23 protein-coding genes are annotated in these 23492 nt (G+C 67.6%); 9 read left to right on the plus strand and 14 right to left on the minus strand.

What is annotated here, in order from left to right; translation table 11 throughout:
- The first annotated feature begins 39 nt into the window (after positions 1-39).
- Positions 40-759, plus strand: coding sequence for a TVP38/TMEM64 family protein (locus G6N46_RS04440; RefSeq protein ID WP_138249201.1), 720 nt, complete (start codon positions 40-42; stop codon positions 757-759).
- Positions 756-1226, plus strand: a complete 471-nt coding sequence (locus G6N46_RS04445; protein ID WP_138249200.1) for a nitroreductase family deazaflavin-dependent oxidoreductase — start codon at positions 756-758, stop codon at positions 1224-1226. Before G6N46_RS04440 ends, G6N46_RS04445 begins: the two co-directional genes overlap by 4 nt.
- Here G6N46_RS04445 and G6N46_RS04450 read toward each other — a convergent pair.
- The 3 genes from G6N46_RS04450 to G6N46_RS04460 are packed head-to-tail and all read right to left on the minus strand — an operon-like array spanning position 1223 to position 3225.
- A complete protein-coding gene (locus tag G6N46_RS04450; protein ID WP_133427686.1) occupies positions 1223-1585 on the minus strand; it encodes a DoxX family protein in 363 nt (120 codons plus the stop codon). The genes G6N46_RS04445 and G6N46_RS04450 overlap by 4 nt on opposite strands.
- Before the next feature lie 2 nt (positions 1586-1587).
- Positions 1588-2775: an SPFH domain-containing protein gene (locus tag G6N46_RS04455; RefSeq protein ID WP_061000845.1), complete on the minus strand. Its 1188-nt coding sequence runs from the start codon at positions 2773-2775 to the stop codon at positions 1588-1590.
- Between the two features lie 18 nt (positions 2776-2793).
- Positions 2794-3225 (minus strand): NfeD family protein, encoded by a 432-nt coding sequence (locus tag G6N46_RS04460; protein ID WP_061000847.1) that lies wholly within the window; start codon positions 3223-3225, stop codon positions 2794-2796.
- Positions 3226-3284: 59 nt separating this feature from the next.
- Here G6N46_RS04460 and G6N46_RS04465 point away from each other — a divergent pair, with 59 nt between their 5' ends.
- Positions 3285-4121, plus strand: coding sequence for an Rv1486c family protein (locus G6N46_RS04465; RefSeq protein WP_138249199.1), 837 nt, complete (start codon positions 3285-3287; stop codon positions 4119-4121).
- 182 nt (positions 4122-4303) lie between these two features.
- On the opposite strand, the gene G6N46_RS04470 is transcribed toward G6N46_RS04465, so the two are convergent.
- The 8 genes from G6N46_RS04470 to G6N46_RS04505 all read right to left on the minus strand — a co-directional run bounded on the left by G6N46_RS04470 (position 4304) and on the right by G6N46_RS04505 (position 12382).
- Positions 4304-5305 (minus strand): ferrochelatase, encoded by a 1002-nt coding sequence (locus G6N46_RS04470; RefSeq protein ID WP_138249198.1) that lies wholly within the window; start codon positions 5303-5305, stop codon positions 4304-4306.
- A gap of 84 nt (positions 5306-5389) precedes the next feature.
- A complete protein-coding gene (inhA, locus tag G6N46_RS04475) occupies positions 5390-6199 on the minus strand; it encodes an NADH-dependent enoyl-ACP reductase InhA (RefSeq protein ID WP_138249197.1) in 810 nt (269 codons plus the stop codon).
- A gap of 50 nt (positions 6200-6249) precedes the next feature.
- Positions 6250-7002, minus strand: coding sequence for a 3-oxoacyl-ACP reductase FabG1 (gene fabG1 / locus G6N46_RS04480; RefSeq protein ID WP_061000855.1), 753 nt, complete (start codon positions 7000-7002; stop codon positions 6250-6252).
- 63 nt (positions 7003-7065) lie between these two features.
- Positions 7066-8040 (minus strand): DUF58 domain-containing protein, encoded by a 975-nt coding sequence (locus G6N46_RS04485; RefSeq protein WP_064858070.1) that lies wholly within the window; start codon positions 8038-8040, stop codon positions 7066-7068.
- A complete protein-coding gene (gene moxR1, locus G6N46_RS04490) occupies positions 8037-9185 on the minus strand; it encodes a chaperone MoxR1 (RefSeq protein WP_064858071.1) in 1149 nt (382 codons plus the stop codon). Before moxR1 ends, G6N46_RS04485 begins: the two co-directional genes overlap by 4 nt.
- A gap of 149 nt (positions 9186-9334) precedes the next feature.
- Positions 9335-10069: an NlpC/P60 family peptidoglycan endopeptidase RipB gene (gene ripB, locus G6N46_RS04495; protein WP_407665077.1), complete on the minus strand. Its 735-nt coding sequence runs from the start codon at positions 10067-10069 to the stop codon at positions 9335-9337.
- Entirely contained in the window at positions 10070-11512 is a 1443-nt protein-coding gene (ripA, locus tag G6N46_RS04500) for an NlpC/P60 family peptidoglycan endopeptidase RipA (RefSeq protein WP_064858072.1), read from the minus strand. It lies immediately after the preceding gene.
- Between the two features lie 237 nt (positions 11513-11749).
- Positions 11750-12382, minus strand: coding sequence for an Rv1476 family membrane protein (locus G6N46_RS04505; RefSeq protein ID WP_064858073.1), 633 nt, complete (start codon positions 12380-12382; stop codon positions 11750-11752).
- Between the two features lie 179 nt (positions 12383-12561).
- Between G6N46_RS04505 and acnA the strand changes: the two genes are divergently transcribed.
- Both acnA and G6N46_RS04515 read left to right on the plus strand, forming a co-directional pair.
- On the plus strand, positions 12562-15384 hold the full coding sequence (gene acnA, locus G6N46_RS04510; RefSeq protein WP_138249196.1) for an aconitate hydratase AcnA: 2823 nt from the start codon (positions 12562-12564) through the stop codon (positions 15382-15384).
- 62 nt (positions 15385-15446) lie between these two features.
- Positions 15447-16013, plus strand: a complete 567-nt coding sequence (locus tag G6N46_RS04515; RefSeq protein ID WP_061000866.1) for a TetR/AcrR family transcriptional regulator — start codon at positions 15447-15449, stop codon at positions 16011-16013.
- A 13-nt stretch (positions 16014-16026) separates the two neighbouring features.
- Here the strand turns inward: G6N46_RS04515 and speB are convergent, their stop codons facing one another.
- Entirely contained in the window at positions 16027-17007 is a 981-nt protein-coding gene (gene speB / locus G6N46_RS04520; protein WP_138249195.1) for an agmatinase, read from the minus strand.
- Positions 17008-17095: 88 nt separating this feature from the next.
- Here speB and G6N46_RS04525 point away from each other — a divergent pair, with 88 nt between their 5' ends.
- Positions 17096-17695 (plus strand): helix-turn-helix domain-containing protein, encoded by a 600-nt coding sequence (locus tag G6N46_RS04525; RefSeq protein ID WP_064858075.1) that lies wholly within the window; start codon positions 17096-17098, stop codon positions 17693-17695.
- Here the strand turns inward: G6N46_RS04525 and G6N46_RS04530 are convergent, their stop codons facing one another.
- A complete protein-coding gene (locus G6N46_RS04530; protein ID WP_138249194.1) occupies positions 17696-19099 on the minus strand; it encodes a purine-cytosine permease family protein in 1404 nt (467 codons plus the stop codon).
- A gap of 217 nt (positions 19100-19316) precedes the next feature.
- Here G6N46_RS04530 and G6N46_RS04535 point away from each other — a divergent pair, with 217 nt between their 5' ends.
- From G6N46_RS04535 to G6N46_RS04545, 3 genes are read left to right on the plus strand one after another with little or no spacing between them, the layout of a single operon-like run.
- Positions 19317-20714, plus strand: a complete 1398-nt coding sequence (locus G6N46_RS04535) for an amino acid permease (protein WP_234880641.1) — start codon at positions 19317-19319, stop codon at positions 20712-20714.
- Positions 20715-21509 (plus strand): carbon-nitrogen hydrolase family protein, encoded by a 795-nt coding sequence (locus G6N46_RS04540; protein ID WP_064858076.1) that lies wholly within the window; start codon positions 20715-20717, stop codon positions 21507-21509.
- A complete protein-coding gene (locus tag G6N46_RS04545; protein WP_110767044.1) occupies positions 21506-23227 on the plus strand; it encodes a flavin monoamine oxidase family protein in 1722 nt (573 codons plus the stop codon). Before G6N46_RS04540 ends, G6N46_RS04545 begins: the two co-directional genes overlap by 4 nt.
- A 65-nt stretch (positions 23228-23292) precedes the next feature.
- Here the strand turns inward: G6N46_RS04545 and G6N46_RS04550 are convergent, their stop codons facing one another.
- The gene (locus tag G6N46_RS04550) at positions 23293-23487 is read right to left on the minus strand and encodes a helix-turn-helix domain-containing protein (protein WP_029105025.1); all 195 of its coding nucleotides are present in this window, start codon (positions 23485-23487) and stop codon (positions 23293-23295) included.
- Positions 23488-23492: the final 5 nt, after the last annotated feature.

The following is a 23492-nucleotide window of genomic DNA, read 5'->3' on the forward strand; positions in this document are numbered from 1 at the left end:
CAGCGATGATCGGGCGGTCGCCCCGTACCCTTGGAAAACGTGAACTCCGTTGTCAGCGCGCTGCGCACGGTCCTGTCTGCGGTGCAAGCCACTGCGGCGCAGATGCCGTTGCGACGGGCCGTGGGCATCGGAACGGCGATTGTGATTCTTGTCGCAATCGCCATCTGGGTGCCGTTGCCCAGCGCGGTACAGATGCGGGACTGGGCCGCCGCGGCCGGCCCGTGGTTCCCGCTGGCATTCCTGGTCGCACACACCGTCGTCACGGTGCTGCCGTTCCCCCGCACCGCCTTCACCCTCGCCGCGGGCCTGCTGTTCGGCTCCGCCCTCGGCGTCACGCTGGCCGTCATCGCCAGCACGCTGAGCGCGCTCATCGCGCTCTGGCTGGTCCGGGTGCTGGGCTGGCAGTTGAGCAAGCTCTCGCACAAGCACATCGACAGTCTCGACGCTCGGCTCAAGGAACGCGGGTGGGCGGCGATCCTGTCGATGCGCATGATCCCCGCGGTGCCGTTCTCGGTGCTCAACTACGCTGCCGGCGCCTCATCGGTCCGGGTGGTGCCGTATGCGTTCGCGACGTTCTTCGGGCTGCTGCCCGGCACCGCGGCCGTCGTCATCCTCGGCGACGCCCTCACCGGACAGATTCGGCCGTCGCTGCTGGTGGTGTCGGCCTGCACCGCGACCATCGGGATCTGCGGGCTGATCTACGAGATCCGGCTCCATCGCCGTGCGCACGCCGCCGCACTCGACAGCGTGGGCCCGTGACCGCAGTCGCCGGCCTCGGCGCCCGGATTCTGCGGAACCGCCACCTGGTGCGGGCGCCGATCTGGCTGTACCGCGCCCGGCTGGGGGCGCTGCTGGGCCCGCGCATGCTGATGCTCGAACACCTCGGCCGCAGCTCCGGTCGGCGGCGCTACGTCGTCCTCGAAATCGTGGACCGACCGTTCGACGACTGCTTCGTGGTCGCCTCGGGTTTCGGGACCACGGCGCAGTGGTTCCGCAACGTCCGCGCCGAACCACAGGTCCGGGTCTGGATCGGCAGCCACGGCCCCGCACGTGCCACGGCACGCGTGCTCGAACAGGCCGAAGTCGACCGGACGCTCAGCGACTACCGGACCCGCCACCCCAAATACTGGGCGCAGTTCCGCCCGGTGCTCGAACAGACGCTGGGCCGGTCGATCGGCGACCGCGACGTCCCGCTGCCGATGGTCGAACTGCGGTTGCAGTCCTAACCTTCGCGCTCGGGCAGCCCCTTGGCCGTCATCGCGGTGAACAGCGCCAGGAACAGCACGGCCGGCGCGGCGTTCGCCGGCTTGTCGTGTGCCCTGACGTGCGCGCCGACGGCCAGCGTGAAGTACAGCGCCAGCATCGCGGTGGTCAGCCGGGCCAGCGCCGAATTGCGTTGTCCGGCAATCAGACCCACAGCGGCCGCGGCCTTGGAGCCGACGAGAATCCAGCGGTACTCGAGCGGGAAGTGCACTCCGTTGAGCGCCTTCTCGATGGGTGCGACGGGCACGGCACACGCCGCGGCGTCACCGGCCATCAGCACCGCCAGGGCCGTGTAGGTCTTCGGGGAGGTCAGTGCGCTCATGGTCACCTCGAGTGTTGCCCGGCGGGCGGGTCGATTTCCGGGGTCTGCCGAGCCTCGAGCGGCTGCGTCTGCGGGGCGCCGTAACCCGGCTGCTGCACCGGCCGGCGGGCCTCGGCTTCGGCCTTCGCCACCGCTTGCGCGATGGCCGGGTCGGTCTGAGTGGAGAACCAGTCGGCGACCTCGTCGGCGTCGTCGTCGGCCCCCGCGGGCGTCGGCTCGACGGGCGACGGCGTGTAACGGAACACCCCGTCCTCGCCCGGTGCCCCGAGCAGTTTGGTGAAACCCTGTAGCGCGGAACCGAAGTCGCTGGGCACCACCCACACCTTGTTGGCCTCGCCCTTGGCCATCTGCGGCAGTGTCTGCAGGTACTGGTAGGCCAGCAGCTCGGGCGTGGGGCGGCCGGCCTTGATGGCCGCGAACGTCTTCTCGATGGCCTTGGCCTGCCCCTGGGCGTTCAGGTACTGGGCGGCGCGTTCACCCTGCGCCCGCAGGATGCGGGACTGCCGGTCCGCCTCGGCGGCCAGGATCGCCGCCTGCTTGGCGCCCTCGGCCGCCAGAATCTGCGACTGCTTCTGGCCCTCGGCCTGCTTGATCGACGCCTCCCGGGTGCCCTCGGCGGTCAGGATCATGGCGCGCTTCTCGCGGTCGGCGCGCATCTGCTTCTCCATCGAGTCCTGGATGGACGGCGGCGGATCGATGCTGCGCAGTTCGACGCGCGCGACGCGTAGGCCCCACCGGCCGGTGGCCTCGTCGAGCACGCCGCGCAGCTGGGCGTTGATCTGATCACGTGAGGTCAGCGTCTGCTCCAGCGTCATACCGCCGACGACGTTGCGCAGCGTCGTGGTGGTCAACTGCTCGACGCCGACGATGTAGTTGCTGATCTGGTACACCGCGGCCTGCGGGCTGGTCACCTGGAAGTAGACGACGGTGTCGATGTTTACCGTCAGGTTGTCCTCGGTGATCACCGGCTGCGGCGGGAACGACACCACCCGCTCACGCAGATCCACGCGGGCCCGGATCTTGTCGATGAACGGCAGCAGCAGCGTCAGCTGCCCCGAGACGGTCTTGCTGTAGCGGCCCAGCCGCTCGATGACGGCCGCTTCCGCCTGCGGGATCAGCGCCACCGATTTGACCACCACCACGATGGCAAACGCCACCAGGATCAGCAGAAGGACAAGTGCACCAGTCAATTTCAGCTCCCCTTGCGTTCAGATGGCCCGGAAGACCACCGCGGTCGCGCCGTCGATCCGCATCACGGTGACGTGATCGCCGGGCTCGAAGACATCGTCGTCGGCCATCGGGCGCGCCGTCCAGATTTCGCCGTCGAGTTTTACCTGCCCTTCATGGCGGGTCACCCGTTCCAGCACCAGCGCCGACTTGCCTTCCAGGGCCTTCACCGGTTCGGGCAGGCCCGCAGCACCCAGCCGTTTGCGCAGCGCCGGCCGCACCAGGACCAGCAGCAGCACCGACACGATGAGGAAGGAGACGCCGTCGGCCCAGATGGGCCAGTCGGTGGCCCAGCTCAGACCTGCTGTCGCCAGGGCACCGCCGGACAGCATGAGCAGGAACATGTCACCGGTCAGCGCTTCGGCACCGGCAAGCCCGATCGCCACGATGAGCCACAGCAACGGCACCGGCATGCGACCAGAGTAGCGCCTTGCAGGCTTAATCGGCCGGAGCGTTTTACACTGCGTGCATCATGTGGTGTCCAAGTGTTTCGCTGACGGTGTGGGCCAATGCCTGGCATGCCGGCCTGGCCGCACCCGACGATGTCCTCGATGCGCTATCGCCGTGGGCGCCAAGGCATTCCATCGCCGCGTACGACGCCGTGGCGGCCAGCCGCACGGGCCTGCCGTGGCCCGACCTGACCAACTACGGCGGCGTCACGTTGCTGCAGACGCTGCGGCACGCGGCCGGCGCCGCGCGCTCGGAGCCGGCACTGAACCTGGTACTGCCCGTACCCGGGGACGTCCGGGGCCTGACCCCGGGTACCCAGTTCCAGCAGGACGCCGTCGACGTGGGCGAAGCCGTCGTCGTCACCTCCAACTACGGCGAGGCCGTCGGGCTGGTCCCCGATTTCGAATACGAGGACGACACCGACGACGCCGAGGTCAAGGCCCTGTCGTGGACGGTGTATTCACTGCCCAGTGCGCCCGTGGCCGGGCACTTCGACCTCGGCGAAGAGGAGTACCGGCTGCGTGACGCGGTCCGGTCCGCGGCCGACGCCCTCGGCCGCCTGCGTGCCGAACCCGGTTCGGACATCGAGGATCCGCGCGAGATGGTCGAGCAGCTGCTCGAGGCCGGGCATCTGCACAAACTGCCCGACCACGCCCCCACTCGTGCGGTGCGGGTACTCGAGACCGCGGCCCACATCGACGCGATCATCACGGTCAGCGCCGGGTTGGCGCCCATCGGCCTGCAGAGTGCCTCGGAGATGCAGATCGCCACCGAGGCCATGCGGCCGCTGACCGACATCGTGCGGTCCGCCCGCCTGGCCGCCGTGACGGCGATCCTGCACTCCGCCTGGGAGCGCTAGGCGTCCCCTACTGGCACCGGCCGTGGCCGCGGCGTGTCGCCGGAAATCATGTGCATCGACTGTGCGCCGTCGCTGAATTTGTTCGAGAACCGAACAGCCACTGCGCACAATCAATTCGGCTCAAGTTGACCTACGCCGAGCGTGGGCCCTCGCACAGTTTCATGTCAGTTCGCGAGAGAAACTCACGAGCCGGGACACTGCGGCGAGCAGGGTGCGCCGTTGATGCTGCAGCCGTAACCGGGCACGGGATCGTCACCGTCTACCCGAGCCGGCTCGGCGCTCGTGCGCAACTCCTCGATCAGCGCTGCCGCCAGCTTCGCGTAACGCCGGTCGGCATTGGGAGTTGCGGTGCGCACCAACGTGATTCCGGCCTCGGCGGCCTGTTGGGCGAGCTCGTTGTCCAGGTCCCACACCACCTCGATGTGGTCGGCGACGAATCCGATGGGACATACCACGACAGCGCTGGCGCCCGCGTCCCCGAGCGCGGCGAGATGGTCGCCGACGTCCGGTTCCAGCCACGGCACCTGTGGCGGGCCGGACCGAGACTGCCACACCAGGTCGTAGTCGCCCACTCCGACGGCCTGAGCGACCAGACGCGCCGCATACGCCACCTGCCGGCTGTACAGCCGCGGTCCGTACCGTTCGTCGGCGGCCAGCGGTATGGAGTGCGCCGTGAACACCAGGCGCGCGCCCGAAGGCGCGGCATGCAAGGCCTGCGAGACGAATTCGGCGTACATCTCGACGAAAAGCGGATGGTCGAAGTACTGCCTCACCTTCACCAGCTCCGGCGCCTGCGGTCCCGCCGCAGCCCTGCCGCGGGCGATGTCCTCGACATATTGCCGACAGCTCGAGTAGCCGCCCCACGCCGACGTGGTAAACACCGCTGCGCGGCGAACTCCGTTGTCCCGCATGGCGATGACGGTGTCCTCGACGTACGGCTCCCAGTTGCGGTTGCCGAAATACACCGGCAGATCCGGCATCGCCGCCTCGAGCTCCGAGATCAACGCGCGGTTGATGCCGTTGATCGGCGACACGCCACCGAAATGCAGGTAGTGCTCGGCCACTTCGTCGAGCCGCGCCGGCGGGATGTTGCGTCCACGGGTGACGTTCTCGAGGAACGGGCGGACGTCCTCCGGACCCTCGGGTCCGCCGAACGACAACAGCAGCAGTGCGTCGAAATCCACGGGTTTGTCCCCTCCTCAGACGCGAAACGGCGTCCCGGCAGTCGAAACCTGCTGGAACGCCGTTTCGGCGGAAAACAAATCGAATCAGAGCAGCTGGGTGCTGGCGCCACCGTCGGCGTAGATGATCGAGCCGGTGGTCGCGGGCAGCCATTCGGACAGCAGCGCACACACGGTCTTGGCGACCGGCGTCGGGTCCTTCATGTTCCAGCCGATCGGCGCGCGCTGATCCCAGCCCTCTTCGAGCAGCTGCATCTGCTGGCCGGCCTCGTCGCCCAGCGCGCCGCCGACGATGGCGCTCATGGCCAGGGTCCGGATGGGGCCTGCCGCAACGAGATTGGAGCGCACGCCGTACTTGCCGGCCTCGCGCGCGACGAACCGGTTGACCGACTCGAGCGCGCTCTTGGCGACCGTCATCCAGTTGTAGGCGGGCATGGCGCGGGTCGGGTCGAAGTCCATGCCGACGATGCCGCCGCCTTCGTTCATGATCGGCAGCAGCGCCTTGGCCAGCGCGGCGTACGAGTAGGCCGAGATGTGGATGCCCTTGGCGACGTCCTCGTAGGGCGCGTCGAAGAACGGGTTGATGCCCATGCCGCTCTGCGGCATGAAGCCGATGGAGTGCACGACGCCGTCGAGCTTGTTGCCCGCGCCGATCACCTCGGTGACACGCTCACCGAGCGAGGCCAGGTGCTCCTCGTTCTGCACGTCGAGCTCCAGCAGCGGTGCCGGGTTGGGCAGCCGGTCGGCGATGCGCTGGATGAGCTTCATCCGGTCGAAGCCGGTGAGCACCAGCTCGGCGCCCTGCTCCTGGGCGACCTTCGCGATGTGGAACGCGATGGACGAGTCGGTGATGATCCCGGTGACCAGGATCCGCTTGCCTTCGAGCAAACCTGCCATTGTGGTGACTCCTTTTAAACGAAAGTTCGGGTAAGCCAAAGAGTTTCGGGTCAGTGACCCATGCCCATGCCGCCATCGACCGGGATGACCGCACCGGCGATGTAGCCGGCGTCCTCGGAGGCCAGGAAGCTCACCGCACCGGCGACGTCTTCGGCGGTGCCGACGCGCTTGGCCGGGATGAACTCCAGCGCGCCTTCCTGGATGCGCTCGTCGAGGGCCCGCGTCATCTCGGTGTCGATGTAACCGGGGGCGACGACGTTGGCGGTGACGCCGGCCTTGGAGAGCTCGCGCGAGATGGAGCGCGCCATGCCGATCAGGCCGGCCTTTGCGGCGGCGTAGTTGGCCTGGTTGCCGATGCCCCACATGCCCGAGACCGAGCCGATGTAGATGATGCGGCCGAAGCGCTTGCGCTGCATGCTGCGCGACGCGCGCTGCGTCACGCGGAACGCACCGGTGAGGTTGGCGTTGATGACCTCGGTGAACCGCTCCTCGGTCATGCGCATGAGGAACGCGTCCTTGGAGATGCCGGCGTTGGACACCAGCACCTCGACGGGGCCCTGGTGCTCCTCGACCTCTTTGAACGCGCGGTCGACGGCCTCGGTGTCGGTGACGTCACACACGACGCCGAACAGGCCCTCGGGCGCACCCGAACCACGGTGGGTCACCGCGACCTTGTGGCCGTCCGCGGCCAGGCGCTGCGCGATGGCCAGGCCGATGCCCCGGTTACCACCGGTGACCAGCACGGAACGGGAAACGAAGGCCGGACGGCCGGGAGCAGCCTCAGTGGCAGCACTGTCACTCATGCTGGTCAACTTATCGCCTCGGCCGGTGCACGCCTAAATCGGCACGCCCGGAACGGTTGACAGCTACCGGGCCGCCATGGCGCCGCGGCGACGGTTCGCCACGAACCGGACGACGTCGGCGATCCAGTCGCGGTCGGTGCGCAGCGTCAGCAGCGGGGCATCACATCGACGCAGCGTGCGGGCCACTTCGTCGCGGTGCGCCTGGGCGGCGCGGGCGAAGTCGTCCCGAAGTTGCTCGTCGATGGTGAATTCCTTGGTGATGCCGGACTCGGCGTCCTGCAACACCACGTCCCCGACCGCCGGCAGCTCCACGTCACGCGGGTCGATGATCTCGATGCCCAGCACCTCGTGCCGGCCCGCGATGGCCCGCAGCGGGCGCATCCAGTTGATCGGGCCGAGGAAGTCACTGATGATCACCGCCATGCCGCGGCGCCGCTCCGGGCGGCGCAGGGCGTCGATGGCCGCGGCCAGGTCACCGCGGACCCCCGCCGGGGCCTTGGGTGTGGTGGCGATGGCGCGCAGCAGCTCCTGCTCGTGCAGCCGGCCGGAGAGTGCGGGTACCCGGCGGACGGTGTCGCCGTTCGAGATGACGGCGCCCAGCCGGTTACCGCCGCCGCTGTTGAGGAACGCGATGGAGGCCGCCGCGGCGACCGCCAGATCACGCTTCTCACAGCCCGCGGTGCCGAAATCCAGGCTCGCCGACATGTCGACGACGAGCCAGGTCTCCAGCTCCCGGTCCGCGATCATCTGCCGCACGTGCGGGTGCGTCGTGCGGGCCGTGACGGACCAGTCCATCCGGCGGACGTCGTCGCCGGGCTGGTACAGCCGCGACTCCCCCGGCTCCGAGCCGGGCCCGGGGATCAGGCCCTGGTGGTCGCCGTGGAGGACACCGTCCAGCTTGCGCCGGACGGTGAGCTCCAGCTTGCGCAGTGCGGCCGACAGTTCGGGATCCCGAATCTGGCCGCGCTGCAGTGACGGCAGATCGACGGACCGGCCGGTCTGTGGCGAAGCCGAACGATCAGACCCGGAGGCGGTCACCGACCAGAGACCCCAGCTGCGCCGGCCATCACGGGCGGAACCGAATGTCCTTGCTGCGGAATGGCATTCACCTGCGGCAGCGCGACAGTCTGCAGGATGCGGTTGACGACGGTCTCGGCGGAGATCTCGTCGGCGAGCGCGTCGTAGGTGAGCACGAGGCGGTGCCGCAGCACATCCGGGATGACCTCGACGACGTCCTGCGGGATGACGTAGTCGCGGCCGCGCACCAGCGCCAGCGCACGCGAGGCGCTGATGATGCCGAGCGAGGCACGCGGCGAGGCACCGTAGGCGATCCATGCCTTGGCGTCGGGCATGCCGAACTTCTCCGGCTCACGGGTGGCGGTCACGATGCGGACCACGTAGTCGACGAGGGCGTGGTGCACGAAGGTGTTGGCGGCCACGTCCTGCAGGCGCAGTAGGTCCTCGGTGGTGAGGATCTGCTTGGGCTCCGGCGGCTTGACGCCCATCCGGTAGATGATCTCGCGCTCTTCCTCGGGCGACGGGTAGCCGACGTTGAGCTTGAACAGGAAGCGGTCGCGCTGCGCCTCGGGCAGCTGGTACACGCCTTCCTGCTCGATCGGGTTCTGGGTCGCCATGACCAGGAAGGGGCTGGGCAGCGGGAAGGTCTTGCCGCCGATGGAGATCTTGCGCTCGGCCATGACCTCCAGCAGCGCCGACTGCACCTTGGCGGGCGCGCGGTTGATCTCGTCGGCGAGCAGGAAGTTCACCATGACCGGGCCGAGCTCGATGTCGAACTCTTCCTTGCCGACGCGGTAGATGCGGGTACCGACGATGTCGGTGGGCACCAGGTCAGGGGTGAACTGGATACGGGCGAACGAGCCGCCGACGACCTTGGCGAAGGTCTCGACGGCGAGGGTCTTGGCGACACCCGGCACACCTTCGAGCAGGACGTGGCCCTTGGCCAGCAGGCCGACCAGCATCCGCTCGACCAGCTGGTCCTGGCCGACGATGATCCGCTTGACCTCGAAGATGGCGCGCTCGAGGGTGTGCACCTCGGACTGCAACGACGCGCTGACGGGCTGCTGCGCGGCGGGGGCGGCGTGCGCCCCGGGCGGGTAACCCTGCGTGGGTGCCGGGCCTGGGTAGCCTCCGGCGCCGTCGGGCGGCCCACTCGGTGACGTCATCTAGCTTCCTCCCACAATTGTTTCGGCCGGGTGTCCGGCACAAAATCGCTGGTCTAGCGGGTAGCCGCCAATATAGCGGCGCGCCCGGACTCAACTATTCCAGGCGGCTGCGTATCCGTCGACGTTGCCACGACGGACTTAGGTGATTATCAGGTCTCGATGATGCGCGACAGGTGCGGCGACATGCCGGCCGTCCGGACCGGACTGACCGTCACCTTGCCGGCACTGCCGGACGCCTCGAGCATCTTTCCGTTGCCGAGGTAGATCGTGACGTGCTGGCTGCCGCCCGGGCCGTAGAAGATCAGGTCGCCACGCTTGGCCTGTGACGGCGGGATCGCGCGGCCGGTGTTGTACTGGTCGCCCGAGTACTTGGGAATCTGGACGCCGACGCCGGCGTAGGCGTAGCGCGTGAAACCCGAACAGTCGTAGCCGATCTTGCCGGCGTCGTAGTCGACGCCGGGACCCGGACCGGTCAGGGTGCCGCCACCCCACGAGTACGGGACACCCATCTGGGAGCCGCCGCGCCGGATGACGTATTCGATGGCCTGCTTCCCGCCGACCCGGCCGCCGGGCATCATCGTGGCGCTGCCGCCGCCACCGCCGCTGGGCTTGCCGCCCAGGCCGAGGCTGGACAGGAAGCTCTGGCCGAGGTTCTGGGTGGTCTGCAGGGCGAGCTGGCTGGCCTGGAAGGTCGCGTTGGCGATGGCCACCGGGTCACCCGGAGCACCCGAGCTGGCCCGCATGGGCAGCGTCGGGTCCCACCCGCCGTCGGGGTCGGCAACCGCACTCGGCGCAGGCCCGAACGCGAACGCCAGCGCCAGCGCGCCTACGCCCGCGAGGAGGTCTCTCCGGTGAAATTCCTTGCCCTGCAATGCAATACCCAATCAGTATTCGATGTAACGGATCACGTACGGCGTCATGCCGCTGGTTCGTACCGGCGAGACCTTGACGGTCGAACCGGTGTAGGGCGCTTCGAGCATCTGCCCGTTGCCGAGGTACAGGGTCACGTGCTGGCTGCCACCGGGGCCGTAGAAGATGACGTCACCGCGGCGGGCCTGCGCAGTCGGGATCTTGCGGCCCATCTCGTACTGGTTGCCCGAGTAGTGCGGCAGCTTGATGCCCACACCCGCGAAGGCATAGAGGATCAGGCCCGAGCAGTCGAAGCCGACGGTGCCGGCACCCGAGTCGATGCCCGTGCCCGGGCCGGCGGCCGTGCCACCGCCCCAGGAGTACGGGACGCCGATCTGCGACATGGCGCGCTTGATGACGTATTCCGAGGCCTGCTTGCCGTAGACGCGCGGGATGGCGCCGTTGGTGAAGCCGCTCTTGGTGACGTCGGCGGGCACCAGGCCGAGCTTCTGCAGGAAGCTGTGGCCCATCTGCTGGGTGACCTGTGCCGACGTGGCGGTCATGCCGAGCACGTTGTTGATGACGGCGATCGGGTCGCCGGGGATGTTGGCGCTGGGAATCTTGGGCAGCGTCGGGTCCCAGCCGCCGTCGTCCCACTTGCGGGGACCGGCGGCGGCGGGGGCGCCGTCCCAGTTGGCGGCGTACCGGCCGGGATCGGCCGCCGGCGTTCCGGATGCGCCGGCCGACCCCGGATTCGCCGCCCATTGCGTGCGTGCCGCGTTGAGCTTGGCCTGCGCCGCATCGCGCTGACTGACCAGCTGATCGAGCTGGGTCTGCTGGTCGGCGAACGTGGTGCGGGCATCGGTCAGGGCCTTGACGGCGTCGTCCTGGCTGGCCTGTGCGTCTTTGACGGCCTGGTCGGCCTTCTGCTTCGCGAGCCGGGCCGCGGATTCGCGGTTGGCCAGTTCGGTCCGGGTGCGCTGCAGGTCGGCGATGGCCTCCTGCGAGCTGATGGTCAGCGCCTGGCCGGTGGCGGCGGTGTTGATCATCTCGCCGGGATCGGTCGCGGTCAGGTAATTGACCGAGGGCCCGTTGATGTAGGCGGCCTCGGCGTACTTGTCGAAATGCGCCTGGGCGGCCGCGATGGCCGCATTCGCGTCCTTGAGTCCGCTCTGGCTGGTGTCGATCTCCTGCTGTGCCGTCGCGGCGTTGTCGCGGGCGGTCTGCACGTCGGCGATGGCCTTGTTGACCGATTCCTGCCGGGTCTGGATGGCGGCGCCGAGGTCCTGCAGCTTCTGGTTGGCGTTGGCGAGATCCGTTACCAGGGACGCGATCTCACTGCCGCCGGGTTGGGCCGACGCGATACCGGATGCGAACACGGACGCGGTCATGACACCGAATACCAGTGACCCGGTACCGACGCGACTGCCCAGCCGGGTGGCCAGCCCACCGGTGAAGGGGCGAATGCTGCGTCCCATTGACTCAGGTCTCCTAAGGCTCCAGCGCGCTGGTGCCCGCGTAAGGCAGAAGCGGGCTCGATCCGTTGGTCCCGTAAGTCGCAGAAATCACAATTAATCACAACTGCAACATGCGGTACCAACTGCACCGTACGTCACAGGTTGCACAAATGAAACGTTGATAACAAACCACACCGTTGTAATTGAAAAAGGTGTGACCGAATAGTGATATTCGAATTCGCGGCGGCCCGCGCCCAGCTACTGAGATGCGGGCGCGACGGCGTCCTGCGGCGCGGCCGCGGCGGCCGACTTTCGGGCGCGGACCTGCAGGAACCGGGTACCCACAGCAGCTGCTACCACCCCGAGGATGACCACCAGGGTGAACGACGTCCAGGGAAATATCGGCGTTTCCAGCTGACTCACAAAATTCTTCGAGTTCTGCACAACGCTCGGCGTCTTCGCGAGGTCCTGACCGGCTTCCAACAGCGACCGGTCATAAGTCGGGCTGACCGAGCCGGCGAAACCCGGACTGAGGGTCAGCACCGTCGACTCGGGATACACATGGCCGACGTCCGCGGCGATGTCACGCAACGGGGTGTCGATACCCGGACTCGTGGGCAACACCACGATCTTGAGGTCGATGCCCTTGGCGTGCGCGTCGGCGACAACCTGACGCAACGCGGCGGCCTCCTGCGCGGCCTCGGCGGCCTGCTTCGCCTCCTGCGGCGTGGCCGGCGCCTTCGCCGGCGGCGCGATGCCCGGCGCACTGACCCCACCGTCACGCACCTGTGTGATCACCGTCGCCATGCACACGTCGACGGGCGTCTTGGCCGGATCCTGCCCGACCGTCGCGCACACGTCCGGCGGAATGAACGCCGGCAGAAACGGCATCGCCGCAAAAGTTGTCACGCGGCAAACGGTACTGGAATTTCGCCGAACTCCCTGACGGCACACCCACAACCCGACAAGACTGTAGCCACCCCCTGGGCGCTCATAGGACAAGCGTACTGTTAGGGTAGCAACGCGCCGCTGACACAGCCCGTCGCGGCGAGATCTAGCCGGGAGTTGATGTGAGCAGCAATTCATTTGGAGCCCGTGACACGCTCGTTGTCGGGGAGAACAGCTACGAGATTTTCCGCCTCGACGCGGTTCCGGGTACCGAGAAGCTTCCCTACAGCCTCAAGGTGCTTGCGGAGAACCTGCTGCGCACCGAAGACGGCGCCAACATCACCAAGGACCACATCCTGGCCCTGGCCAACTGGGATCCGTCGGCCGAGCCGAGCATCGAAATCCAGTTCACCCCCGCCCGCGTGATCATGCAGGACTTCACCGGCGTGCCCTGCGTCGTCGACCTGGCCACCATGCGTGAGGCCGTCACCGCGCTCGGCGGCGACCCCAACAAGGTCAACCCGCTGTCGCCCGCCGAGATGGTCATCGACCACTCCGTCATCCTCGACGTGTTCGGCACCGCCGACGCCTACGAGAAGAACGTCGCCCTCGAGTACGAGCGCAACGCCGAGCGCTACCAGTTCCTGCGCTGGGGCCAGGGCGCCTTCGACGACTTCAAGGTCGTCCCGCCGGGCACCGGCATCGTCCACCAGGTCAACATCGAGTACCTGGCCCGCACCGTGATGGTCCGTAACGGCCAGGCCTACCCCGACACCTGTGTGGGCACCGACAGCCACACCACCATGGAGAACGGCCTGGGCGTGCTGGGCTGGGGCGTCGGCGGTATCGAGGCCGAGGCCGCCATGCTGGGCCAGCCCGTCTCGATGCTGATCCCCCGCGTCGTCGGCTTCAAACTGACCGGCGAAATCCAGCCGGGCGTGACCGCCACCGACGTGGTGCTGACCGTCACCGACATGCTGCGCAAGCACGGCGTCGTCGGCAAGTTCGTCGAGTTCTACGGCAAGGGCGTCGCCGAGGTGCCGCTGGCCAACCGCGCCACCCTGGGCAACATGAGCCCCGAGTTCGGCTCGACCTGTGCGATCTTCCCGATCGACAAAGAGACCATCAACTACCTGCGCCTGACCGGCCGCACCGACGAGCAGCTGGCGCTGGTCGAGGCCTACGCCAAGACCCAGGGCATGTGGCACGACGCCGACCGCGAGCCGGCCTTCTCGGAGTACCTCGAGCTGGACCTGTCGACGGTCGTGCCGTCGATCGCCGGCCCGAAGCGCCCGCAGGACCGAATCCTGTTGTCGGAGAGCAAGATCGCCTTCCGCAAGGACATCCACAACTACGTGGAGGAGCAGCACCCGGCCGACCACACCAAGCTCGACGAGGCCGTCGAGGAGTCGTTCCCGGCTTCCGACCCCGCCGCCCTGTCCTTCGCGGACGACGGCGCCGTCGACGTCCAGTCCGCCGCCAACGGCTCCGAGGGCCGCCCGAGCAAGCCCATCCGCGTCAAGGGCGAGCGCGGCGAGTTCATCCTCGACCACGGCGCCGTCGCGGTCGCGGGTATCACCTCCTGCACCAACACCTCCAACCCGTCGGTCATGATCGGTGCTGCCCTGCTGGCCCGCAACGCCGTCGAGAAGGGCCTGTCCAGCAAGCCGTGGGTCAAGACCAACATGGCCCCGGGCTCGCAGGTCGTCACCGACTACTACGAGAAGGCCGGCCTGTGGCCCTACCTGGAGAAGCTGGGCTTCTACCTGGGTGGCTACGGCTGCACCACGTGCATCGGCAACACCGGCCCGCTGCCGGAGGAGATCTCCAAGGCCGTCAACGAAGAGGACCTGACCGTCACCGCGGTGCTGTCGGGTAACCGCAACTTCGAGGGCCGCATCTCCCCCGACGTCAAGATGAACTACCTGGCCTCGCCGCCGCTGGTCATCGCCTACGCCCTCGCCGGCACCATGGACTTCGACTTCGAGACGGACTCCCTGGGCAAGGACACCGACGGCAACGACGTCTTCCTGAAGGACATCTGGCCGTCGGCCCAGGAGATCGACGACACCATCAAGAGCGCCATCAGCCAGGACATGTTCCGCAAGTCCTACGCCGACGTGTTCAAGGGCGACGACAACTGGCGCAACCTGCCGACCCCGGACGGCGACACCTTCGCCTGGGACGACGCCTCGACCTACGTCCGCAAGGCGCCGTACTTCGACGGCATGGAGATGGAGCCCGCGCCCGTCACGGACATCAAGGGCGCCCGCGTCATGGCGCTGCTGGGTGACTCGGTGACCACCGACCACATCAGCCCGGCCGGCCCGATCAAGCCGGGTACCCCGGCCGCGGACTACCTGGACGCGCACGGTGTGGCCCGCAAGGACTACAACTCGCTGGGCAGCCGTCGTGGCAACCACGAGGTCATGGTCCGCGGCACCTTCGCCAACATCCGCCTGCAGAACCGCATCCTGGACACCATCGGCCTCGAGGGCACGCAGGGTGGCTACACCCGCGACTTCACCCAGGAGGGTGGCCCGCAGGAGTTCATCTACAACGCGTGCATGAACTACCAGAAGGCCGGCATCCCGCTGGTCGTGCTGGGCGGCAAGGAATACGGTTCGGGCTCCTCGCGTGACTGGGCCGCCAAGGGCACCACGCTGCTGGGCGTCAAGGCCGTCATCACCGAGTCGTTCGAGCGCATCCACCGGTCGAACCTGATCGGCATGGGCGTCATCCCGCTGCAGTTCCCGGCCGGCGAGAGCGCCAAGTCGCTGGGCCTGGACGGCACCGAGACCTTCGACATCACCGGCATCGAGGAGCTCAACGCCGGCAAGACGCCGAAGACGGTGCACGTCTCCGCCACCAAGGAGGACGGCACCAAGGTCGAGTTCGAGGCCGTGGTCCGGATCGACACGCCCGGTGAGGCCGACTACTACCGCAACGGCGGCATCCTGCAGTACGTGCTGCGCAACATGCTGCGGTCGGGTAGCGAGGCCTGACAACTGGCTGATTCGGTTGGGCAGCCTCCGGGCTGCCCAACCGAACGCCGGTAGGAGTCCTGGTGCCCAAAGTCAGCGACGATCATCTCGCCGCCCGTCGAGCGCAGATCCTCGACGGCGCCCGACGCTGTTTTTCCGAGTTCGGGTACGAAGGTGCGACGGTGCGGCTTCTCGAAGAAGCCACCGCGATGTCGCGCGGCGCGATCTTCCACCATTTCCGCGACAAGGACGCGCTGTTCTTCGCGCTCGCCGAGGAAGACGGCGAGCGGATGGCCGAGACCGTCGAGAAGGACGGCCTCGTGCAGGTCATGCGGAACATGCTGGCCAAGCCGGAGAACTACCAGTGGCTGGGCACCCGGCTGGAGATCGCCCGCCGGCTGCGCACCGACGCCGAGTTCCGCGCCGAGTGGCAGCAGCGCTACGAGGAACTCAACCAGGCCACCATCGCGCGCCTGGAGCGCAAGAAGGCCGCCGGCACGCTGCGTGACGACGTGCCCACCGAAGTGCTGCACATCTATCTCGACCTGGTGCTCGACGGCCTCATCGCGCGGCTGGCCTCAGGGCAGACCGGCGAGGATCTGGCGGCCGTCCTCGACATCGTCGAGGCATCGGTCCGCCGAAAGCCCTAGCGGCTCAACCCTTTCAGCGGTTCGCGCTCATCACCGACAGCAGCTCGTAGCCGACGTGCGCGGCGGCGATTCCCGTCAGCTCGGCGTGGTCGTACGCCGGGGACACCTCGACGATGTCGGCGCCCACCACGTTCAGACCGGTCAGCGAACGCAGCGAATGCAGCAGTTCGCGCGACGTCAGTCCCCCGGCTTCCGGCGTCCCGGTACCGGGCGCGTGCGCCGGGTCCAGCACGTCGATGTCGACCGACACGTAGACCGGACCGCCCGCCAGCCGCTTGACCATGCGCTCCCGCACGCTCGCGAGGCCGTCGACCTGGTAGTCGTCGGAGCGGATCACCTGGAAGCCCAGGATCGCGTCGTCCTCGAGGTCCTTCTTGCTGTACAGCGGCCCACGGATACCCATGTGCAGCGACCGCTCCATGTCGACGAGGCCCTCTTCGCTGGCCCGGCGGAACGGTGTGCCGTGCGTGTAGGCGGCGCCGAAGTAGGTGTCCCAGGTGTCGAGGTGGGCGTCGAAATGCAGCACGGCGATGGGGCCGTGGTCGCGGTGCAGTGACCGCAGGATCGGCAGCGCGATGGTGTGGTCACCGCCGAGGGTGAGCACGGCGCTGCCGTCCTTGCGCAGCGCGGTCACCTCGGTGTCGATGGTCTCGATGGCCTCGTTGATGTTGAACGGGTTGACGCCGATGTCGCCGGCGTCGGCGACCTGCTGATTGGCGAACGGTGACACGTCGAGCGCCTGGTTGTAGGGCCGCAGCAGCTTGGACGCGGCGCGGATGTGGCCCGGGCCGAAGCGCGCGCCCGGGCGGTAGGACACGCCGGTGTCGAACGGGACGCCGAGGATCGTGACGTCGGGCGCGGACACCTGGTCCAGACGCGGCACCCGGGCGAACGTGGCCGGCTCGGCGTAGCGCGGGAACCGGCTCGCATCGACCTGGCCGATGATCTCGCGGCCGTCGGGCGCGGTGGTCGTGATGTACCGGTCGAAGCTCATCAGTTCTCCAAAGTCGTGGCGTGTGGCTTGGGTCTCATTGTTTCCGGCAGTAGAATTATTGTCAACCTTTGTTTCCTAGGAGGAAATCGTGGGCGGTTCGCCGGCAACGCAACTAACGATCGCCGCCCGGTTGAAGGCCGCCCGCAGCGCCAAGCGCATGACCCTCGACGAGCTCGCCGCCGCCAGCGGCGTGACCAAGGGCTACCTGTCGAAGGTCGAACGCGGCCAGTCGAACGCGTCGGTCGCCGCCCTCATCCGTATCTGCGACGCGCTCGAACTCCAGGTCGGTTCCCTGTTCGACGAGACCCCCGTCGGCGAGGTGGTCCGCGCCGGCGAATACCCGCCCATCGAGTTCGGCGGCACCCGGATGACCGAATTCCAGCTGACACCGACGGGCGAGCGCCGATTCCAGGTCCTGCTGAGCGACATCGCGCCCGGCGGCGGCAGCGGGAGCGACACCTACTCGCTGCCGGCCGAGGTGGAGTTCGCCATGGTCACCGAAGGCCGGCTGCACATCGACTTCGTCGAGGGCAACGGCAGCCGCATCACGCTCGATGCGGGCGACGCGCTGACCTTCGAGGCGGACCGTCCGCACGCCTTCCACGCCGACGCACAGTCCGGCGCGAAGGTGTTGTGGGTGCTGACCCCGGCGCTGACGCAGCGGCGGCTGGCCGAGGCCGCCGAATAGCTAGGCGGCAGTCAGCTCCTGGCGGCTGCGCTCGACGGCGGCATGCTCGGGCGCCAGGTCCACGCCACGGGTCAGGACGTAGTACACCAGCCCGGACACCGCGAGGCCGACGATGAACGAGATGTCCACTCCCCCAAGCAGCTTGGCGATCGGACCTTCGTGGAAGTGCAGTGAGACAAAGGGCACCATCGACACCATGCCGATGAGGTACGCCGCCAGTCCGCGCCACGACCACCGGCCGTAGATCCCGTCCGGCCGGAAGATGTCGACTATCGAATAGTGGCCGCGCCGAACGAAATAGAAGTCGACCAGATTGACGGCCGTCCACGGGATCAGGAAGTACAGCATCAGCAGCACGAACGTGTTGAACGACTCGAGGTAACCCTCGGGCAGCGACAGCGCGACGACGAACGCGACCAACGACGTCAGCGCGATGCCGAGCACCCGCAGGCGCACGGTCGGCGTGATCGGCCGGAAGGCGTCCAGTGCGCTCATGCTCGTCAGGCTCGCGCCGTAGGCGTTGACGGACATGATGGTCACCAGCGCGATCGACGCCACCACGACGGTGAAAGTACCGAAGCCAGGCAGTAATTGGTTGCCGACGGTCTGGATCGAGACGATCGCGTCCGGCGTCGGCAGCGCCGACGCCAGCACCGCACCCAGAGACATCAGCCATACCGACGAACCCGCGGCACCCAGATACGTCCACCAGATGACGTGCTTGGCCGAGGTGTTCTCCGGCAGGTAGCGCGAGTAGTCGGACACGTACACCGCATACGAGATCTGGTATCCGGCCGCCGCCGCGAACTGCATCAAAAACACCGTCAGCGAGAACTTGCCGCCGTCGGGGACCGCCGCATTCAGGTGCAGGGTCGACAGCGCATAGACGGTGAGCACGCCGAACACGACGATCAGCAGGTATGTCAGCCACCGCTGCACGACCATCATCAGGTCGAAGCCGGCGACGGCGATGACGATGGCCGCCACCATCAGGCCGAGATACCAGAGCCAGTTCGGGCCGGCGAAAACCGTCTTGAAGCCCGACGTGGCGAGGATGGTGTTGAAGACGTTGAAGCCGATGTACACGAAGATCACGGCGATGAACGGGACCAGCGCGCCACGCGAGCCGAACTGCGCGCGCGACTGGATCATCTGCGGCAGACCCATCGTGGGCCCCTGGTTGGCGTGGAAACACATGAAGAGCGTCCCGAAGCAAGCACCGGCGACCGCGGCCAGCACCGACCATCCGGCGGACAGTCCGTTGGCCGGACCGAGGAAGCCCGTGACCATGGTGGTCAGCACGAAGTTCCCGGTGAACCAGAACGGCGCCTGATGGTGCACCTTGCCCCTGCGTTCCCCTGTCGGAATCCAGTCGATGGAGCGGGTCTCGATTGCGCCTGCCATGGCATCCCCTTTGATGTGGCTCAGATCACTGGCCTCAGAGTAGGCATTCATCGTCGCCAAAGGCAACAATTGTTTCCTAGCTCACTCCACATGTTGACAGATGGGAGTGACGTACCGCACTCTGTTACGCGAGTCACAAATCTCGTGGCGCGCCCTCCTCTCCACGGAGCTTCCCTTGGCCATCACCGAGGCCCCCCGGCCGGGCATTCTGCGCGCCATGAGCGCACAAAAATCGGTCGACGACATCGTCGCCGCCAACGAAACCCCGGACGGCCCCCACCTCAAGCGGTCGATGGGTTTCATCCATCTGACCGCCCTGTCCATCGGCGCGACGCTCGGCACCGGAATCTTCGTCATCCTCGGCGCCGCGGTCCCGAAAGCCGGTCCGGCAGTCCTGCTCTCGTTCATCCTCGCGGCCGTCACCGCGCTCTTCTCGGCGCTGTCCTACGCCGAACTGGCCGGCACCATCCCCGTCTCCGGCAGCTCCTACTCCTACGCGTACGCCACCCTGGGTGAGTTCTGGGCCTGGGTGTGCGGCTGGTGCCTCATGCTCGAATACGGAGTCTCGGTCGCCGCCGTCGCCGTCGGCTGGGGCGGCTACATCAACACGCTGCTCCACCAGCTGTTCGGCAACGAGCTGCCCGCCGCTGTCACGGGCGCACCCGGTGAGGGCGGCGTCATCAACCTGCCGGCCATCACGATCGTGGTCCTCGCCTCGATCCTGCTGCTGCGGGGCGCGTCCGAGTCGGCCGTCGTCAACACCGCGATGGTGATCCTCAAGTGCGTCGTGCTGGTGTTCTTCTGCGCCGTCGCGTTCACCGCGTTCAAGGCCGGCAACCTGACCCCGTTCATGCCGCTGGGCTTCCTCGGCGTCTCCGCCGCCGCCTCCCAGGTCTTCTTCTCGTACATCGGCTTCGACGCGGCATCCACCGCGGGCAACGAGGCCAAGGACCCGAAGCGGGACCTGCCGCGCGCCATCATGGCCTCGTTGCTGATCGTCACGGTGCTGTACCTCGCCGTCGCGCTGGCCGCCCTCGGCGCCATGAGCTGGACCAAGTTCAGCGCCGACGAAGGCGCCACCCTGGCCGTCGCCCTCAGCGGCATCACCAGCAGCAATGTGCCGGCCATCATCCTGTCGATCGGCGCCGTCATCGCCATCGCCAGCGTCGTCCTCGCCGTCCAGTACGGGCAGACCCGCATCCTGTACACCATGGCCGTCGACGGCCTGGTGCCCGCGCTGTTCGCCAAGATCAACCCGCGGACATTCGTGCCGACCTGGAACATCGTCATCTGCGGCGTCGTCGTGTCACTGCTCGCCGGTTTCGTGTCGCTGGGTGAGCTGGCCAACGCCACCTCGATCGGCTGCCTCTTCGCCTTCGCGCTGGTCAACATCGCCGTCATCATCCTGCGGCGCACGCGCCCCGATCTGCATCGCACGTTCCGCCTGCGGCTGTTCCCCGTCGCACCGGTGCTGGGTTTCCTGTTCTGCTGTTACCTGATGTGGGCCCTGCCCGTCGCGACGTGGATCGCGTTCGGCATCTGGGGTGCCCTCGGCCTGGCGGTGTACTTCGGCTACAGCATCCGCAAGTCGAAGCTGCGCGTGGACGCCGCGTAGATGATCACCGTCGGCATGTTCCAAGGCCCGCAGGAATCCGGGACCGTCGCCGAGAATCTCAAGGCCATCGCCGCGGCGGCCCGGCGGGCCGCCGACGCCGGCTGCCGGATCCTCGTCACGCCCGAGATGTCGGCCACGGGTTACAACATCGGCACCGAGATCGCCGCCCGCGCCGAGTCCGCCGACGGCCCGATCTTCCAGGCGGTCCGGAACATCGCGCGCGACAACGGGATCGCCGTCGTCTACGGGTATCCCGAGGTCACGGAAGGCATGCCATACAACAGCGTCCAGGTCGTCGACCGGGACGGCGCAGCCCTGGCCAACTACCGCAAGACCCACCTGTATGGCTTCGACCGCGAGTTCTTCACCCCGGGCGCCGACTGGGTCGCGCAGTTCGAACTCGACGGCGTCACCTGCGGACTGCTGATCTGCTATGACATCGAATTCCCGGAGAACGCCCGCGCGCACGCCGACGCCGGCACCCAGTGGCTCGTCGTCCCCACCGGGCTCATGGAGCCGTGGAGTTTCGTTGCGACGCATATCGTTCCGGCGCGCGCCTACGAGAGCCAGCTGTTCCTGTCGTACGTCAACCGCACGGGCTTCGAGAACGGCCTCGAGTACTGCGGACTGAGCTGCACCATCGCGCCCGACACGACCGAACTGTGTCGCGCCGGCCGGACCGAGGACCTCCTCGTCACCCACATCGATCCCGCCGTGGTGGCCGTGTCCCGCGCCGTCAACACCCATCTCGGCGATCGCCGCCGAGATCTCTACCAGGAGAACCAGACCCGATGACCGTCCCCCAGCCCATCGAAGAGACGCAGCTGTCGGAGACCGGACCGCGGTCGTCCGACAAGCCGATCACCATGTTCGGTCCCGACTTCCCGTTCGCGTACGACGACTACGTGTCCTCCGCCGACGGCCTCGGCGAGATCCCGGCCGACCGCCACGGCACCGAGGTCGCGATCGTCGGCGCCGGTTGCGCGGGCCTCACCGCCGCCTACGAACTCATGAAGATGGGCCTGAAACCCGTTGTGTACGAGGCGGATCAGATCGGCGGCCGGATGCGGTCCATCCCGTTTGAGCACGCCCCGGACGCGGTCGCCGAGATGGGCGCCATGCGCTTCCCACCCACGTCGACGACGCTGTACCAGTACTTCGACAAGGTCGGCATCGAGACCATCGAATTCCCGAACCCGCTGGGCCCCGCGACGCCCAGCACCGTTGTCGACCTCAAGGGCCAGACGTACTACGCCGAGAAGCTCGCCGACCTGCCGCAGGCCTTCACCGACGTCGCCGACGCCTGGCGCAAGACGCTCGAGGACGGCGCCGACCTGCACGCGATCCAGAACGCCATCCGCGAACGCGACACCCAGGCCCTGAAGTCCGCGTGGGGCAAGCTCGTTCGCGAACTCGACGACGAGACGTTCTGGGGCTTTCTGACCAAGTCGCACCACTTCAAGTCGTTCGAGCTGCGCGAGATCTTCGGCAAGGTCGGCTTCGGCACGGGCGGCTGGGACACCGACTACCCGAGCTCGATGCTCGAAATCCTGCGCGTGGTGCTCACCGAGGCCGACGACAACCACCGCGGCGTGGTCGGCGGTTCGCAGCAACTGCCGCTGCGGTTGTGGAAGCGTTCCCCGCAGCGCCTCGCCCACTGGCCCGCCGGTACCTCGCTCGAATCGCTGCACGGCGGCCGGACCCGCGGCGCCGTCACCGACATCCGGCGCATGCACCCGAACCGCTACACCATCACCGACGCCGACGGCGAGACGCGCACCTACGACGCCGTCATCGTCACCGCCCAATCGTGGATGCTGCTCAACAACATTCGCTGCGACGACGACCTGTTCCCGTCCAACGTGTGGTCGGCCATCGAGCAGACGCACTACATGGGTTCGTCCAAGGTGTTCATACTGGTCGACCGCCCGTTCTGGAAGGACAAGGACGCTCAGGGCCGCGACGTCATGTCGATGACTCTGACCGACCGGATGAGCCGCGGCACCTATCTGCTCGACCAGGGGCTCGACGCCGACGGCAACGAGAAGCCCGGCGTCATCTGCCTGTCGTACACCTGGGAGGACGACTCCCGGAAGATCGTGCCGCTGGGCGCCACCGAGCGCATGGATCTGATGCTCAAGTCGCTGCAGGCGATCTACCCGAACGTGGACATCCGCAGCCACATCATCGAGACGCCCAAGACGGTCTCATGGGAGACCGAGCGCAACTTCATGGGTGCATTCAAGGCGAACCTGCCGGGCCACTACCGCTACCAGGAGCTGCTGTACACGCACTTCATGCAGCGTGACCTCGACGCGCGCCATCGCGGCATCTACCTGGCGGGCGACGACATCTCGTGGACGGCGGGCTGGGCAGAGGGCGCGATCACCACGGCGCTCAACGCGGTGTGGGCCGTGATGGACCAGTTCGGCGGGTCGACCTCGCCCACCAACCCCGGTCCGGGCGACGTCTTCGACATGATCGCCCCGGTCCGGCTGACCGACGAAATCTAAGGAGCACCAACGGGTTACGCCGCGACTGTCCGGTCACGGCGAAAGGGGCTGGGCCGCAGGGTCGTTCAGGCGATCTTGCGGCTGCGGTGGTTCGGGCCGCCGCGGCTGCGCATCACCGCGCCGGACTGCACCAGCATGCTGTGCACCGACCCATAGGATTTTCCGGACGTGGCCACCAATGACCTGATACTGGCGCCGCTCTCGTAGGCGTTACGCAGCTGGGTCATCATCTGGTCGCGAGATGCCTTGGATTGCCTCATCGCCG

This window comes from Mycolicibacterium phocaicum (assembly GCF_010731115.1).
Lineage (GTDB): Bacteria > Actinomycetota > Actinomycetes > Mycobacteriales > Mycobacteriaceae > Mycobacterium > Mycobacterium phocaicum.